Consider the following 16940-nt stretch of genomic DNA (forward strand, 5'->3'; position numbering starts at 1 on the left):
CGATGTTGGATGAAGGGCGATTACCAGCGACCGGCGTTCTGCCCGCCGTCTACGTGAAGGATTTCTCCGGTCACGAAGTACGCCGTCTCCAGGTAGAGGACCGCGTCGACGATGTCACGAACGTCGCCCATGCGGCCCACGGGATGCAATGTCGCCAATGCCGCATGGGTTTCCTCGGGATGCATCGGCGTCTTGATGATGCCCGGCGAGACGGCATTGACACGGACGCCGGTCTTCGCGAATTCGATGGCTAGGGACTTCGTGACGGAGTTCAAGCCGCCCTTCGTCAATGAAGCGAGGGCGGAGGGCACGCCCGCCATCGGTTGGTCCACGAGGCTCGTGGTGATGTTGACGATGTGGCCGGAGCCTTGTTTCAACATCTCCGCCGCGGCGCGCTGGGTGATGTGGAAGAAGCCGGCCACGTTGGTCCCCAAGTTGTGCGCATAGTCCTCTTGGGTGAACTCGATGAACGGCTTGGCGAGAAAGACGCCCGCGTTGTTGACCAGCGAGTCGATGCGGCCAAAGCGCTCGAGGCCCTCGCGAACGACCCGTTCGGCGGTCCTGGGATCGCTGATATCGCCGGGGACGGCGAGAATGTTCGCGTCGGTGCTCGGCTTGACGGAGCGGGACGTGGCGACCACGCGGTAATTCCGATCGCGGTATGCGCGAACCAAGCTGGCGCCAATGCCCTGGGAAGCGCCGGTGATGATGACGACCTTTCGTTCGTTGCTCATGATGATCCTCTGTCGATGGTTCCGGTCGCGTCGTTGCGGCCGTCCCTCCGCCGTCGGCGTTGGTGCCATCAATCTGGATCCAACCGAGTCTTGGGAGAATGATCGTCGTTCGGCAGTCACTCAACCGATTTTCGGCATAATCAGCCGAGACCCGCGGCTTCTCCGGCCATGCGCGTGAACGCGGCACGCAGTCGGGGCAGCGCAAAGTCCACGAAGGCTCGAACCTTGGGGACCGACATGCGCCCTTGGGGGGCGAGCAGGTACACCGGCAATGGCCGATGCTCCGCGTTGGCCAGGACGATCTTCAATCGGCCTTCCTTCACGTGTTTGGCGACATGATACGAATACAGCCGCGTCAGTCCTCGGCCCGCCATCGCCGACGCGGCGGCCGCACGGACGGTGTTCACGATGAATCGCGGAACGAACGAAACGCTGCGGGGAATGGACGCGCCTTTGGCGGGGGTGAATGTCCAGGAGTCGAGACCGAAATTGGCAAAGGCGACAATCTGGTGTTTTGCGAGGTCCGCAGGTTCCTTGATACGCGGGTGACTGGCGAGGTATCGGGGCGAGGCGACGACGACGCGCCGCACGTCGCCGCCGAGTTGGAGTGCGATGAGGGACGAATCCGGGAGGTGCGCGACGCGCAGGGCGATGTCGACGCCTTCGTCGACGAGGTTGACGGTGCGATCCAAGAGCAGAAGTCGAACCGAAACCGTCGGATGGCGGTCGAGAAAGTCTTCCAGAATGGGCTGCAATACCTCTTCACCGCTGATGGGCGGTGCGGAAATGGTCAGCATGCCACGGGGCGCCGAGCGTTCGCCGGCGGCGAGCATATCGGCCTCCTCCAGATCGATCAGGACCCGCCGGCACGCCACCGCATAGCGCTCGCCGGCCTCGCTCAACTTGAGCGACCGCGTCGTCCGGTGCAGCAATTCCACCCCGACGTGGGCCTCCAACAGGGCCAGCGCACGGCTGACCGCCGTCGGTGACCGTTTGAGTCGGCGCGCGGCCCCCGCCAAGCTGCCCTCGTCGAGGGCTGCGATGAAGATCCTCATTGCGTCGATGCGATCCATGGCAATCTTGGCTGAGCGTTCGGGCGTTGGCAGGCTTTGCTGCTCGTAAAAGCTCACCCTGCCATCATTTGTGTCCCATTTGCGGCGAATCGACATGGGAACGCGATCCGACGACGTCGCTTGGGACGGTTTCGAGAACGAATGATCCCGCGCACATGCCTTTGCACGACGCCTTGGAGCTCATCGGCATGACGCATGCGAACGCGGAGCGCCCATGAAAACGAAACGCGAAAGGCGAGCATCGCCGATACCGGCCTGGAAGGCCCGGCAAGGTATCCTGATGCTGGGGGCTGGTATGGGCCTGGTCGCATCGTGCAGCATCGGATCGTCGGGGCCGACTGCACAAATGGAAGGGCGCCTCGGTGGCGCCGTCTTCACCTCGTTCGACGCGCAGCGAGGTGGCTGCCTCCAAGGCAACAATCCAAACGGCGTCGATTGCAACAATTACCGCTCGAAGGAGGACGTCTATGCGAGCGGCGGTCCTGGACCGTCGGGGCTCGATGATGGTCAATACTACTTTGCCGTGCTCGTGCCCGGGTTTCAGAACGGCGGCTTCATCGAGGGCGCCGATGGGAATCTGAGTGACACCACCGCCGGCTCGACGGCCGGTGATCTCGGGAGTGGGGACTCGATTGCCAATCGGACGTACACCGTGGCAAACCACGAAATTACGACGTACAACGGGACGCACGCTCCCGGAACGTCGCCGAACGGGACCAGGGTTTTGCAACTGGCTCCGTATGACGATACGAGCAATGGAGGTGGGGTGTATATCCTCGCCGTTTGCGAGGTGGGGGCCACCAGCCCGAGGCAGTGCAAGTTCGACGCATTCCACATTCGAGACGCGTCGTCGCCGGACGCTGGTCCGGACGATGCCGGCACCCCGCCCGACGATGCGGGGCCTCCGCCTCCGGACGACGCCGGTCCGCCTCCTCCTGTCGATGCGGGGCCTCCGCCTCCTGTCGATGCGGGACCGCCCCCGCCACCGCCTCCGGTGGATGCGGGACCACCACCGCCGCCACCTCCTCCTCCCGAGGATGCCGGGCCCCCGCCGGTGACGGACGCAGGCGCCGAAGACGCCTGCGTGCACTAAGCCTAGGGCCGCGCTTCGTACACGAGATTGAACGGCGTCTCGGCCGCTCGCCGGAAACGGGTGAAGCCCGCGGCGGCGGCCAGGGCGCGGATGCGCGCTTCGCCGGCTTGGGCGCCGAGTGCGAGTCCCTTGTCGTCGGCTTTCGACGCGGGCGTGCAGATCATGGTCGACGCGGAATAGAAGATGCGGCCGACGGAATTGAGATTGTCCGCGAGCGAGTCGTGCGCGAACGGTTCCACGATCATGCAGACTCCATCCGACTCGAGCGTGCCGAGCGTATGCCGCAACACGGCTTCCGGATCGCCCATGTCGTGCAGGCAGTCGAAGAAGGTCACCAGCGCATACCCCTTGCCGGGAAACGCTTTTGCCGGCGCTGCCTCGAACGAAGTCCGCGCCTGAACGCCCGCATCCTCCGCCGCGTGTTGCGCGGAGGCAATGGACTCGGGGTGGTAGTCGAAACCGTAAAACGTGGAGCGCGGGAATGTCTTGGCCATCAAAACGGTGGACGCTCCATGCCCGCAGCCGATGTCCGCCACCCGCGCGCCCGCCTCGAGCTTTTCCTGAACACCGGTGAGGGCGGGAATCCACGAAGATAGGAGATTGGCAATGTAATTGGCTCGAAAGAACTTCGCGGTCCCCACGAAGAGCGAATGATCGTGCTGATGCCAGCCGAAACCCTCTCCGCTGCGAAAGACGTTGGCAATGTGGGAGACATCGCGGAACATGGCCATGCCGACCAAGAAGGCACCCGGGATGTAGGTGGGGCTATTGGCATCGGCCAGCGCGGCGGCCTGTTCCTCGGTCATGCGAAAGCGTGACGTATCCGCGTCGTATTCGATGTAGCCCGACGCCGCGTTGGCCGCGAGCCATTCGGCGACGTAGCGCTCGGCGGTGCCCGTCTCCCGAGCCAGCTCGGCAGCCGACATGGGGCGCGTCGCCAGCACACGATAGAGCCCCAACTGCTCGCCGAGGACGACCAGCGGTGCGTGCAAGACGGCCCCAAAGTCCGCGGCGAAGCGGCTCATGAACGCGTGCATCTTTTGCGGATCAATTGCCATGCAATGGTTTGAGCCACGGGGGAGCACGGTAGACCAATAAAAAGATGTAAATCGTCGCGCCCGCAAATATTTACATCGGGAAAAATGGGCGCGCGGCAAAGCAACGTCTACGGTACGGCACGGGCGGGCTTGGGACTCGGCACGGTCATGCCGATCACCCCCGCGACGATGCAGACGAGCCCCATGCCTGCCGTCGGCGTCACTTTTTCACCAAGGAAGATCACCCCGATGGCGACGCCGGCCGGCACCCTCAAGTAGGCCTGCGAAGTGGCAGCGACCGACCCCAATGTGTGAAGGAGCCTAAAGTAGATGGTGAGAGCAAGCGCCGTCGAAAAGACGGAAAGCGCGAGCAGCGCCCATAACGAACCGGGTGAAGGCCTGAGCGCCCACGGCCGGTCGACGACGAGGCTGAGGGGCAACAGAATGACGGCGCCCGAGAGCAGAGAACCGGCAGCAGGCATCATCGGATCGAGGTGCTTGAAGCTTTTGCCGAAGATGGCCGCTCCCGCGTAGCAGATTGTCGCGGCGATGACCGCGAGTTGGGCCCACACCTGATCCCCGAGACCCTTCAATGCTTGTGTACCGGTAATCAGGCACGTGCCCGCCAACCCGAACACCACACCCGCCAGTTTGCGTCCGGTCACCGCCTCGTGCCGCGTGATCAGGACCGTGAGTAGGAATGCAAAGATCGGCGCCATCGAGTTCAGAATGGCGGCGAGTCCGGCGTCCATCTTGCGCTCCGCCCAGGCGAGCAGGCAAAACGGAATCGCGCTGTTCAGACAAGCCTGAAACACGAAACGTCGCCACGTTGCGGCATCCGCCGGCAACGCCATTCCGCGCCAGTGAATCATGGCCAGAAGGAGCAATCCCGCAATCAAGGTTCGAATCGCGATGAACGTGACCGGTGGAATGGTCTCCACGCCAATTTTGATGAACGTGTACGAAGCGCCCCACAGCGTCGACAGCCCGAGGAGCAAAGCAAGTTCGGTCGCTGGGGTCGTCTTGGCTTGCATGATGTCTCCCGGTGGTGGCTCGGCGTACCGTCGTTTTAGTACGCGACCATCGAGCCATGCTTCGATGCGCGTCGAAGCATGGGGACATCTTCCGTTGTCACGTATGGGCGTTCGCCGCAGAGCGCAACGCTTCGAGCGTGTCCCTCACTTCGTCGGGGGACAGCTCGCGCACCACGGACACATTGCACTTTAGCGCGCCGAACGTTCGCGGCATGCTCCACGAGCGACTCATCGTCTGCGGCCCCACGACGAGGGTGCGCATTCCGCGGAAGAAGGGCACCGTTTCCGGGCGGCCCTCGCCCCACACCCAATGCCATGCGGGGTGGCCTTTTTGGCTCCAATCGTATTCGCCGGCCTCGTACGTGTAGAACTGGAACGAGCCCGACACGGAATCGGTGGAGCGCGTGGGGGAGTCGCCGCGAATGAAAGCAATCACGTCCGGCGGGTTTCGCTCGCCTCGAATGCCCTGCTCGATGAGCACGTCGGATACCAGGGCGTGAAGATCGAAATTGCTCACCAGACCGTCCACGCGCATATGAAATGCGCGCTTCTCCATGGGGCATACCACCAACCACGTGGCATCGAGCACGGCGCCCAGGAGAACATCGAGCCACCGTGCATCGGAGCTCGCCAGCGCCCGCGCCGCGCGACGGAAGTCGTCATCGGATGCGGCACGAACCAACAGCTCGCGATCGCGGGTGAGCGCGGCCACCGTCGGCAGCGTCCAGATTTCCAAGGTGGAGAGGGCCGACGCTCCTCCGCGATCCTCCTTGAGGTGCGAACGAAAAAGCGCGAGCTCGATGGGCCGGCCGTCGACCTCGGTGACCTTCTCGTTCGTGGTGGCTTTGCCATCGGGCGGCAGGTCGGCCAGGCAAACGTCGGCGTAGCGGCGCGCGGCCTGCAACACGGCGGGCATCTTCGCCAGGAGCACTTCGCCCAAGGGTCGCGGCGGGGCGCCGTTTTCGACCAGCGCCCCGGCAGCGATGGCAGCGTAGGCGACGCCATCGGCATCGTCGACGCGCGAGCGCACGAGTCGCTCCACGAGCACGTCGCGGGCGCGCGTGAGTTCGGCCATGCTCGCCGATTTCGCCGCTTCGTGAAGCTGCACGCGGCAGCGATGAACCTCCGAGCCGTCCCAATCGATGCCGTCGACGGCGGAGACCAGCTCCTCGGCGACTTTCACCACGTCCGTCATCCACACGCGATACTAGGAAAACCGAAGCAGCGTGTCGATGTGCGTCCCCGCAGCTTTCAATCGGTCGCTGACGACCCTACATGCCCTGAGGCATCGTGCTGCCGGAAGGGACGGGAGGATGGCGACGGTCAAGGCTTTGCTGTTCGATGTATTTGGGACTTTGGTCGACTGGTACGGGTCCATCCAGGAGCGCGCGGAATCGATTGCCGCGCGCGAGGGGCTCGCGCTCGATGGCGCCCGTCTGGCGCTTCTCTGGCGTCAGCGCTATGCGCCGTCGATGGCGAACGTCACCAGCGGCAAGCGTCCGTGGTGCGACTTGGACCAGCTGCACCGTGAATCACTAGATCACGTGCTCACGGAGTTGGCCGTGGACTTGCCGTCACCCGCGCGCGCGGAGCTCGTGGCGGGTTGGCACGAACTCCGCCCGTGGCCCGATGTGGTTGCGAACTTGCCCCGCCTCCGGGCGCAGCGGATCACGGCCGCGCTCTCCAACGGTCATGTGCGGCTGCTCGTCGATTTGAAGCGCCATGCCGGCTTGGACTTCGACACCATCTTGTCCGCGGAGTTGGCGCGTTCGTACAAGCCCGAGGCCGTCGTTTACCAAACGGCGACCCGTCTTCTTGGTTTGGAGCCGGACCAAGTCATGCTGGTCGCCTGCCACGCGTGGGATCTGGCCGGTGCGGCCCATGCAGGATTGCGCACCGCCTACGTGGCCCGCCCCGCCGAGTGGGGCCCGGGCACGGTGGCCGCACCGGTGTCGGCCGACATGCATGCCCGCGATCTCGGCGATCTGGCCGATCAGTTCGACGCGCTGGACCGCTCGGCGCGCTCGACGGCAAGCGGCTGAAAATACGTCGGAACGATGACCTGCGTGGACGGCGAGCAGCCATGGACTTCCCGTTCGAACTGCGCCAGCGATTCGCGCGTCTCGGCGTCGAGAGTCGGGCCTTTGGGGTCGAGCGGCTTGTCGTGTGCGTCGAAGTGGTTCGTGAGCACGCGGGGCGGTTGCCCCACGGCGCGCAGCAATCGGCACGTGTAATCGGGAATCTTTTCGCGCGCTCCGGTGGCCACGACCGCCACGTCCGGTCGCAGCCCTTGGAGTTCGCTTTCGATGAAGTTCGCCGACCCGACGAAGAGGATCGAGCGATCGTTGACGCGCACCAAGTATTGGAGCGTCTCGCCTGGAAGGTAGCCTTCGGCGGACATCGGCAGCTTCACCCCGCGAGGAATGTCGCCCGACGGCATGCCAATCTGCGAATGGAGCGCGTGGAGGACCCGCACCGAAAAAGGTCCAATTTTGAGGGTCTCACCACCGCGCGCCTCCCGAAGCTGCGACTCGGGTACACCCGAAGAACGCAGCACGTTCAGCGCGCTGTCGGAGCCGGCCACGGTCGCACCCGTTCGCTTGGCCACGGTGGGCACGTCGAGCAGGTGGTCCCAATGGGAGTGCTCGACGAGAATGCCCTCGGCCGAATCGGGCGCGTACTTCGCAATCTGCTCGTCATTCGGTACGAGCGGCGGGCCCCCTTTCTGGAAGGGGACACGCGTAAAGTACGGGTCGACGAGAAGCACGTGGTCCCCCGCCTGGATTTTCCACCCCGCCACCCCGAGGTACGTGAGCCGAACGGCGTCGGACGTGTGCGACGGATTCGGTGAATCCGCCGTTTTTGCCGCACAAGCCAAAAACGGGAGGGTACCCGCGACCAAAGCGAGAATCGTACGCATTGCCATGATGTCGACGTCATAGATCGACGGCGATGCGAATGCTAAAAATTTAGCACGCACGATGCTGATTTTTTAGCAGACTGGGCCGGGATGCGTGGTTTACCGCACGAAGATGCGCGAAAACGAGCCGTTGAGCGGGCCGTCGAGCCGTCCTCCCGCTTCGACGGGCATCTTGCCGGTGTAGATGACGTTGCCCACTTTGACGGGGAAGGGGACCAACTTGCAGGTGGGATGGACCAACTCGTATTCGAGCGGCTTATCGAGGTCCACGTTGTAGAAATAGACCTGCGGGTCCTCATGGGCCGAAATGGACGGCTCGTCGCTGAGGCGTCCGCCTTTGAAGTACTTGACGTGGGCCGAGCTGCCCGGCGGAACGACGATGGTGCCCCCGCTCGGGTCCTCGCAATCCCCCCTGTTGATCAGGGTGAAGTGCTGGACCCCCTTGGTCGGATCGTAATCGGCAAGGCGTCCGCGGCTCGTCTGGGCGCGTGCGAGCGGAGCAAGCTCGAAACCGCCGCGCGCGAAGTCGCCCAGTAGAACGTATTCCTGCAGTGTGATGTGCACGAACGCATCGGCCGAGAGCTCGGGCGTGAATGGGAGGAACCTGGGCAAACGCGAGATCGTCCACGCACCCTGAGCATCGGTGACGGTGCGGTGGTTTCCGAAGCCGGCGTCCACGGTGACCCCCGTCACGGGAATCTTCGTATCGAGGTTGGTAATGGCGCCCGTCATGGAGACCGAACGGCGGTTCGTCGTTAGCTCGGATTCCTCCTGCTCCGCCGACGGGGAGGTGGACGTTTCCGAGGCGCATGCCGTCATGGAAGCCATGCCGAACCAAGCGATGATGGACCAAGTCCGCATCGAGTACCTTCTTTCTTCGCAGTGCAATTCGTCTCGAGGTCCGGATTGACCTCACCCCGAGACGATAAAGTCCGCCGCATTGCGCGACATGGGCGATGTTGACGAAATCAAACTTTCGCGGAAATGGCGCGTGCGTACCGCCCGGGCGAGATGCCGATGATGCGGCGAAAATGGCGATGAAGCTGGCTCTCGTCGTAGAGTCCAACCCCTTGCGCCACCCGCGCCGCGCTCCAGCCTGCGGCGAGGAGCTCTTGCGCGCGCGCAATTCGTATCTGGGTCAAATATTCATAAGGTGGAATACCCATTTCCGCGCGGAATGCGCGCACGAGTTGGTATTTGTTGATTCCCACCTGGGCGGCCAATTCGTCGAGCGATATCTTTTCAGCGAAGGTGTCGTGCAACAATTCGCGCACGCGGGAAATGGTGCGCGGCACCTCGGGCGCCGTTCGCGTTTCGGTGCATGTGGCGAGTACCTCCGCCAAAGCTTCGGCCACGAGCACTTGCGTCTCGAGTGCCGATGCCGACCCGAGAAGTGCATCGTGCATGGCAAAGGCCAGGCGGGTGGCGCGGGGGTACGTCCCCTGCTCCACGCGCCGGAATGATACGGCCGAGGGAAGCCCGAAGGCCTCGGCGGCTTCGGCGATGGCCTCGCGAGCGAATGTGGCCTCTTGCAAGGTAAAGGGCGTGTGAATCCGTCGATCACGGTGCACCTCGCCAGGCTCTTTGAGCTTGAGCGCGCCCCCGCGAAGGGTCACCGTTTCGCGGCGGTACCACCAATCCAAGGCGCCCTCGTAAAGGACGCCGATGGAGTGGCGGCTGGTGTACGAAGCCGCCACGGTCGAATTGTTCTCGATGCGCATCACGTTGACGCCGGGGATGCCCTCGGGCTGCCATACGAAGACGCGCATGCCGTTCGACGGCGTCTCCCGTGCCGTGTTTTCGCGTGCCGCTTTGGCGAGTAGGTCGAAATTTTCGCTGACGGTGGCCGCGACTTCCGCGACGTTGATGCCCTTCACGCATTCGAGCTTAGCGCACGCTGGTCGCTCCCGCCTTGGGCGATGTTGACAATCGCGCGATGGCGCGTCCGCTCAGAGTCGCACGGCGAGGGTTGCGGCCGGTCCGACGAAGCTTTGCTCGGGCTCCTGTTTGAGGGCGCGCAGGCCCACCCGCAAATCGACGGGACCGAACGACACGCCCGTTTGGAAGAGCAGATCGAACAGGGGCGGGCCTTTCTCGAAGAAGCTCACGAGGGTGGAGCCGTAGAACATGAACGGCCTAAACGGGTACGCTCGGGCCTGCACGCCGACATCGAATGCCCAGAGGCCGTCGAGCCCGGCCAGACCCATGACCGAACCGCCGACGATGCCGTAGAGTTCCACCTCTTTGGATTTGGCGCCAAGAAGATTGGGCCCGATGTGGAGTCGCTTCCAATTGAGTTGCGTATCCTCCTCCCCGGCGACGTTCGATGGCTCGCGAAAATGATCCCAGGTGAACTCCAACATGAACGCGCCGACGAAGAGACGCGCCCCAAAATCGATGACGTAGACTTTCTCGTTGACGGGAAGGTACGTGCCGAACGTGAGCTCCATCACGCGAACGCCGCGTCCCGCAAATTTGTTCTGCATCTGCCATTTGCCGTTGGCCGCTTGCTTCCACGGGAAGATGTAGGCTGTACCCTCCTTGTCTTGCCCATAGATGTCGAGCGCCATCCACCAAAACGGGTTCGAGGTTTCGATCGGTTTACTCACGTACTCCGGGGGACTCGCGTTTTCCGAGGGGGTCTCATTCGAGGACTCGGCCGACGCGGAGGACGAGTACGAATGGTCATACGAAGGATACGACGGCGACTCGTACGAGTACGATGGAGAGGGCTCGTACGAGTACGATGGAGAGGAATGGTGCGAGCGATGATGGGACCCGGACGAAGATCGTGACGGCGACGGGGGTGACGGCGACGATCGTGAAGGCGAGGGAGGTGTTGGCGACGCGCGGGATGGGGAGGAACGCGATGGCGACGAGCCGCGATGCGAGCGATCGAATCGCTTTAGTGCTTGGGCATATGCATGTCGGGTATCGTAAAAAGCAAAGACGGCGACTGCGACACAGGCGGTCGTACAGGCTCTTGCGGGTCGATTCATGCCGCTCCCTTGGGTCGTTTCCCTGTACGCCCTGTCGTAGCAACGACCGCGCCGTGCCCGTTTTTCGAGAAATTGCCGGATGCACGACCTTTCGCCGCGGAAACCGTAAAGCGTCGATCACACCCTGTGGCCAGCCGGTAACGCTCTCGCACGCGCGAGCGATGGCGTGGTTGGCCACTCTTTGGCGGGTTAGGCGGAGACGAGACCGTTATCGCGTCGGCGTGACGGATGCGACAATCTCACTTATCTGAATAACAGGCGGGCTATTCGTATAGTTGGGAACGTCCGCAACGAGGTGTTCGAGGTGCAGCGCGGCCGCCGTGCGAAAGTCGTCAACAGTTTCGAAGTACAGATAGCTCGCAGCCAAGTACGGCCCCGCCGAGCCCGGGGTGACCCCCCCCACGCCGTCGTCGATTTCGTATCGGACGGGCTTTAGCAACGCGCCCACGAGCGGCATGTGCTTGGTCGTGTAGTATTCGAGGTCGAAGGTCTTGCCTTCGCCTGCGGGATAGCTAACGGAAACGCGAACCATGCGTGGCAACTAGGCACCTTCCTCGGCTCCCGCAAGCGCAACCTCTCAGGTCAACCGTAGGCCCCCCCTCACTGAAGTACGCCGTAATCGGGCAGCTTGAAGCCTCTTTCGTAATCGCCGCCTTGGAGATCGGTGTCGAGATTGCCGATGTTCGCCGTGATGGTGTATCCGCTCGACGCGAATTCGCGCCGGCAGCGTTGCTTCGAGGCGGCGCGACCGCCGGAGCCATTTCGGAGACAGAGTCCGTCCACCGCATAGCCGACGCCTTCGAGCGCGCGGATGGTCGAGTTTCTCGCGCCCTCGGCGCGGTACGAGACGAACAGAATCGCGTACCCGTGATCATGCGCCCACCGCGCGGCGTCGAGGACCGGCGCATTGGCCTGCCCCGATTCCTCGGGGAAATCCGAGGAGACCAGCGCCGTGTTGTCGATATCGAGCACGATCGCCAAGTTGGAGCCGCCGCCCGAAAGCCTATCTTGCAGGTAGGGAACGACGCCGCTCACCGCCTCTTCGACATCCCGCTGCCACTCCTCGTACGACACTTCGGCCGCCATCGCCGCAGGAGAGACCATCGCCCAAGCGGCAAGCGCAAGGCCCCCACCGATTCTACGCACAGCCTTGAAAGACCACGTCATTGAAAACCTCCTCGCGCCCCATGGCCCGAGGTCGACCGTCGCGCGTCACGCCAGCGTGACGTTCTCGCGACGAGTCGACGGGCGGCGCGCCTGGCTCTATTCGAGCGCGGGAGGATCCCGTGAGAGGACGCAGAGCAAGGTGTCGCGATCGCATTCGACGGGGAAGTCCGGGTCGACACCCGAGCCCAAGAAGAGGACCGTGCCGTCGGCGAGTTTGGCCTCCGGGTGGGCCTCGGCGTCGCAGGCCAGGGGGTAGGGAGTACCGTCACCGAAGTCGCACGAGGTGCGCGCTCCAAAGAGGGCAGCACGCCCGTCGTACTCGCACGTGTCACCGTCGACCGTGTACCGAAGATGGATGCGGAATTGATTTCCCGCATGCGCAGGTGTGAAATACACATGCCAATCGGAAAACTCGTACGAAATGAAGGTGGCGGCCTTTTCCGGGAGCCCCGGCTTTTGGTTCGCAGGATCGGCCGGGACGGCGGGCAGATGCGGCAGCTGCTGGATCACCGGGCTCGGACGGGGAATGTCGCAGAAATCCCTCTGCGGTTCGTCGGTGGTGAATCGCCCGGCTGCGTACGTATGGTGCGTGGGATCGGTATCGACGTCGGCGCGCGGATCGAGCGCGAGCCGCTTTTGCGCTTCGTCGACCAACTTGGCCAAGGCCATTGGCGTGAGCGCCGCAGGGAATGTCTCCAGCGCGGGCTTCCCATCGTCGCCGATATCCATGTACGAGTTGACCAGGAGCACGTCGGCCTTCAAGTTGGCGCAGGCCCCACCCCCGGACAGCAGCGTGTACTTGACGGTGTACGTGCCCGTCCCCGTTCGGCATAGCGGCTCCGATTGGCTGCAACCTCCCGCCAACGCGCCGCCGAGCAGCAGCGAAGAACCCAAAAAGCGCGGCAAACACGACAAAACGAATTTGGACATCAGAAGCTCCCTCGAATGCCGAAGCGGAATTGGCGCGGCTCTTGGTAGTAGTCGGCGCGGCCGAAGTTGGGATTGATGGCGCTCGGCGAAAAAGGCGTACCGTCCTGCCCTCGCACATTGTTGGGGAGGTCGCCGCGCGTCCCATTGGGGATGGCCCGCGTGTCGGCCGAGGTGTACCGCTGATCACGGCTCATCTCGCCCTGGAAGTTGAGCAGATTGAAGACGTCCATGGTAAACGCGAGCGTCGTGCCGCCGGCAAAGCGCACTTGGTAGCCGACGTGTGCGCCGAAGTTGTACGTCCACGGCATACGGTCGCCCGTGCCGCGCGGCAGGATGTAAATGAGGTCGGTGCCATAGGTGCGGTGCCCCCCGAGGAAGTTCGTCGGGCGGCCCGAGGACGCTTGAAACGAGCCACCCAACTGCACCGTGGAGTTGGAGGTAATCGGAAGATCTTTGGCGCCGAACACCTTGAAGCTGTGGCGCCTATCGCCGGGGAGATCGCCCGTTTGGTTCACGAGCAGACTTTTGAGATCGTAGGTCCCGTTGATGTTCGGATCGAGCTGTCCGGTGGTGGGATCGTAGAGGCCCGCGATATTCCCCCGGAGCCAGGACAACGTGTAGCTTACCTGCGCAAGCCAGTTGTCGCTGAAGTTCTTCATGAAGTAGGCGGTTCCCGCGTCGTAGTTGCGCGTTGCCTCGGGGAAGGACTTGCCGATTCCCTTTCCCGGGTTGCCAATGAAGTACGTGGCCCCGTCGTCGTTGCTCATGTCCTCGATGACGTTGTTCATCCAGCGGCGGGTGTACGAAAGACCAAAGCGGCCGTTTTTCACGATCTCGTATTCGCCGCCGGCCACGAACTCGCTGGACGACTGCGGCGAGATATCCGGATCGATGACCCCCTTGCCGCCGCCGATGGTCCCGTACTTGCGATCGGGCGTGTTCCCAAAGCCGCCCGCCGCGGGGTAGCGATTGCGCGCCACGTTCGTACGACACACGCCCGCGGCTTGCGTGGGATCGAGCGGATTGCACTTTGCCGGATCCACCTCTTGCTGGAGTTGGGTTTCGCCCGTCTGGCGATCCAGGAGATTCAGCGGGACGCTCTCGTAGAACCTCGCATAGTTGACGAAAAGCTTCGAGCGCCCTGACTGTGTGGGATCGAAAATCAGGCCTAGGCGTGGCGAAATCTGGTTCGGCAACGTCATGAGCATCTTGCCGTCGCTGCCAAACATGAACTGATTGTCGTAACGAACACCCGCGTTGAGCGTCACCTTGTCGAAGATCTGCCAGCTGTCCTGGAGGAATCCGCCGACGTTCAGCGAATACGTGCGCGTGACCCAGCGGTCCACTTCCACCGGCTGGTCCGGCCCTTGCAAATAGCCATAGGCGCGGTGCGCCAAAAAGCTTTGCCCCTTCGGGTCCTCGCGCCAGCGCATCCCGCCGGAGTATCCGCGGCTCCACCACGAGCTCAAAAGCTCGACATCGATACCGGCCTTGATCACGTGGTGGCCCATGAATTGCGCGAGGACCGTGCCGACGGTCTTGAACGAGTACACGTCCATGACTTGCTTGTTGATGAAGTCGGCCCCGCCGGCCCGATATTCCGGCACAGGACACGTCGGAAGGGTTCTCGGTTTTCCATCCGAGTCGGTCACCGTGGCCGTCCCGCATCCGGGTACATTCTCGAAGTCCGTGAGGCTGTGCGGCGAGGGGTTCGTTCGCCGATACCACACGTGCGGAATGGCCGAGTAACCCAGGCCGCTGCCCACGTTGAAGCCGTCGGCGGGCAGCACGCCCCCGATCTCGTGGTGCCAGCCCAAGGTCGTTTCGACGATTTTGGACTTGTTGTCGAAGTCCGTCGTCCACTTGAGCACCGTGTCGAACGCGCCCGATTGGTACGTGTGCGCCTGCGCGCCGTAGGTGCCGAAAAGATTGAACTCCCGGGTGCTGGCTCCCTCGACGAGGCCCGTGGTCGGGTTTACGCCGTAATCTCCCCCGCCGCCCGCCATCGTCGGTGTGGCCGCGAAGGTGAGCGCGAGCTTGTTGCTCTGATTGACGCGGTAGTCGAGCTTCGCGAAGATTTGATACGAGGTGGCCGTGGCCTTGTACTGCTTGTTCGTGCCGGGGAGTTCCGACGTGCTGGCGACGGTTCCATCGGCATTGTATGCCGTCGCCCAGATCGAGCGGTCCAAGTTGTAAACGGCACGGGAAACTCCGAATCCCACGTAATACCAGAGCTTATCCTTCACGATTGGTCCGCTCTGGTCGAACCCCACGTCATAAATGTCGCCGAGGGACCGGCGCGTCTGAATGGCCGTTCCGGTAAAATAGGGATACTTGCGACTGCCCTCCAGCGCGCCGGGTGTCCAATTGGCCCATGCTGAGCCGTGGAACTCGTTGCTGCCCGATTTGGTGACGACATTGAGAATGCCACCGGTGGACCGGCCGTACTCCGGCATGTACCCACCGGAAAGGACGTTCACCTCTTTGATGAATTCGATGGACAGCGGCGATCCGTTGATACCGTATTTGGCACTGTTCGTACGAACACCGTCGACGACGTACGCATTCTCCGGGGACGTGGCCCCGCCGAGCGAGGTGCCGAATTGGTCGGCGTTGGCGCCGGGGGCGGCTTCGGCCACCGACTCGAAGGTACGCTGCGCGCCGCCGTGCGCCCCGGGATTGGTCACCGGGACGCGAAGCACGAAGTCTTCATTGATGTTCGTTCCGGTGCTGCTGGATCCCATGTCCACGACCGGCGCTACGGGTTTGATGAGCACGACCGGCGCGACGAATCCGTCGGGAAGCAACTCGGCATCGAGCCGAATGGTGGCATCGGCCCGGAGCTGGATTTGATTGCGTTGATACGCACGATATCCCTCTTTATCGAGGTGCAGCTCGTAGTCGCCGGGCGGCAGCGAGGGAATGCGATACGATCCTGACGCGTCGGTCGTTACGATTTGCTCGCCCTGAAGGGCTTTCGATGTCACCGTGACGACGACGTCGGCAATCGCTTTGCCGGTCGCTGTATCCTTTACTTTGCCCGTGAGCACCGCGGAGCCCTGCGCGCGTGCCGGAGCGACGATGGCCATGGTCGCAGACATCGCACCAATGGAAAGGGCCCATGTTGAAGAATATCGAAGCCGCATGTCTTCCCCGCTCTCCCGACGCGCTTTCGTGCGCATTTGCGCCGACACGCCGTTCCGCCGTTCACTTGGATAGAAGCGCAGTACCCCCACGCTACTCTACGGAGATAGTGAACCGATCACTGGCTTGATTTCAAACTTAATTGATCGGATATCGAGAAATACGTATCAGTGACAATTCGCTAACGCGTGCCAGCGATTTGACGGCGCCTTTACACCCACGACATACCGCGGCGCGATCGGGTGTGTGCGCCGTGATGCGTGGCGCGTCGAGCAAGGAGCCGGTGCGCCAGACGATTTGGCGCAACCCGCGCCAACATCGGTCGACAAACGACGTTCGTTCTTCGACGGCCGGCTCAATTCGAAATATCGACTTGGAACGAAGTGTCATATCGAAATAGCGCGAGGCTCGTATCCATGATTGCCAGAGCGCAACGGACTGCGGCTTCGCGGGCGAGGGGGGGGTCGCGGACGACCTCGGTGCCCACGTGAGGTCAAATTGACTCACATCGATGGTCGATGCTGGCCATCGGCCGATGCTGTCGGAGTGAGCCCGTGGGCGGCTCAGTCATGGTTCTGCCACGCGTCGTCGCGGCGTCCGTCGTGATGATGTGCGGCGTACTTGCTCAGTTGGGAACTGATTCGGAATCACTTGCGTCGAGGGCATTATCGAACTACCGTGCCTCGCGAATCCTTTCACGATCGTTCACGATTCTCCGAGAACGATGTTCGCCGTGAATGTTGGGGGGCTGGGAAGCGTGTGTGCTGCGTTGAGCCAGATTCGGTGACGATCCCTGCGCTTTTCGCGCG

At 63.0% G+C, this 16940-nt stretch carries 15 protein-coding genes; 2 read left to right on the plus strand and 13 right to left on the minus strand.

Annotation, left to right across the window (positions count from 1 at the left end; translation table 11 throughout):
* Positions 1-20: 20 nt before the first annotated feature.
* Both LVJ94_03585 and LVJ94_03590 read right to left on the minus strand, forming a co-directional pair.
* The gene (locus tag LVJ94_03585) at positions 21-734 is read right to left on the minus strand and encodes an SDR family oxidoreductase (GenBank protein WXB06327.1); all 714 of its coding nucleotides are present in this window, start codon (positions 732-734) and stop codon (positions 21-23) included.
* 140 nt (positions 735-874) lie between these two features.
* A complete protein-coding gene (locus tag LVJ94_03590) occupies positions 875-1807 on the minus strand; it encodes a LysR family transcriptional regulator (GenBank protein WXB06328.1) in 933 nt (310 codons plus the stop codon).
* 214 nt (positions 1808-2021) lie between these two features.
* Here LVJ94_03590 and LVJ94_03595 point away from each other — a divergent pair, with 214 nt between their 5' ends.
* Entirely contained in the window at positions 2022-2900 is an 879-nt protein-coding gene (locus tag LVJ94_03595; protein ID WXB06329.1) for a hypothetical protein, read from the plus strand.
* 2 nt (positions 2901-2902) lie between these two features.
* Here LVJ94_03595 and LVJ94_03600 read toward each other — a convergent pair whose 3' ends face one another.
* From LVJ94_03600 to LVJ94_03610, 3 genes are all read right to left on the minus strand, one after another.
* Positions 2903-3925, minus strand: a complete 1023-nt coding sequence (locus LVJ94_03600) for a class I SAM-dependent methyltransferase (GenBank protein ID WXB06330.1) — start codon at positions 3923-3925, stop codon at positions 2903-2905.
* A gap of 140 nt (positions 3926-4065) precedes the next feature.
* Positions 4066-4971: an EamA family transporter gene (locus LVJ94_03605; GenBank protein WXB06331.1), complete on the minus strand. Its 906-nt coding sequence runs from the start codon at positions 4969-4971 to the stop codon at positions 4066-4068.
* A 97-nt stretch (positions 4972-5068) separates the two neighbouring features.
* A complete protein-coding gene (locus LVJ94_03610; GenBank protein ID WXB06332.1) occupies positions 5069-6166 on the minus strand; it encodes a hypothetical protein in 1098 nt (365 codons plus the stop codon).
* Between the two features lie 118 nt (positions 6167-6284).
* Between LVJ94_03610 and LVJ94_03615 the strand changes: the two genes are divergently transcribed.
* Entirely contained in the window at positions 6285-7013 is a 729-nt protein-coding gene (locus LVJ94_03615) for a haloacid dehalogenase type II (protein ID WXB06333.1), read from the plus strand.
* On the opposite strand, the gene LVJ94_03620 is transcribed toward LVJ94_03615, so the two are convergent.
* The 8 genes from LVJ94_03620 to LVJ94_03655 form a co-directional block, all read right to left on the minus strand.
* Positions 6965-7897, minus strand: a complete 933-nt coding sequence (locus LVJ94_03620; GenBank protein WXB06334.1) for an MBL fold metallo-hydrolase — start codon at positions 7895-7897, stop codon at positions 6965-6967. The genes LVJ94_03615 and LVJ94_03620 overlap by 49 nt on opposite strands.
* A gap of 93 nt (positions 7898-7990) precedes the next feature.
* Positions 7991-8752, minus strand: coding sequence for a hypothetical protein (locus tag LVJ94_03625; GenBank protein WXB06335.1), 762 nt, complete (start codon positions 8750-8752; stop codon positions 7991-7993).
* Between the two features lie 107 nt (positions 8753-8859).
* Complete coding sequence (locus tag LVJ94_03630) at positions 8860-9768, minus strand: AraC family transcriptional regulator (protein ID WXB06336.1); 909 nt, start codon at positions 9766-9768, stop codon at positions 8860-8862.
* 72 nt (positions 9769-9840) lie between these two features.
* Entirely contained in the window at positions 9841-10500 is a 660-nt protein-coding gene (locus LVJ94_03635) for a hypothetical protein (GenBank protein ID WXB06337.1), read from the minus strand.
* 598 nt (positions 10501-11098) lie between these two features.
* Complete coding sequence (locus LVJ94_03640; protein ID WXB06338.1) at positions 11099-11422, minus strand: EthD family reductase; 324 nt, start codon at positions 11420-11422, stop codon at positions 11099-11101.
* A 68-nt stretch (positions 11423-11490) separates the two neighbouring features.
* The gene (locus LVJ94_03645; GenBank protein WXB06339.1) at positions 11491-12057 is read right to left on the minus strand and encodes an HAD family acid phosphatase; all 567 of its coding nucleotides are present in this window, start codon (positions 12055-12057) and stop codon (positions 11491-11493) included.
* A 96-nt stretch (positions 12058-12153) separates the two neighbouring features.
* The gene (locus LVJ94_03650) at positions 12154-12987 is read right to left on the minus strand and encodes a hypothetical protein (GenBank protein ID WXB06340.1); all 834 of its coding nucleotides are present in this window, start codon (positions 12985-12987) and stop codon (positions 12154-12156) included.
* Positions 12987-16076: a TonB-dependent receptor gene (locus LVJ94_03655; protein ID WXB06341.1), complete on the minus strand. Its 3090-nt coding sequence runs from the start codon at positions 16074-16076 to the stop codon at positions 12987-12989. The genes LVJ94_03650 and LVJ94_03655 overlap by 1 nt, the downstream gene beginning before the upstream one ends.
* Positions 16077-16940: the final 864 nt, after the last annotated feature.

This window comes from Sorangiineae bacterium MSr11367 (assembly GCA_037157805.1).
GTDB lineage: Bacteria > Myxococcota_A > Polyangia > Polyangiales > Polyangiaceae > Pendulispora > Pendulispora rubella.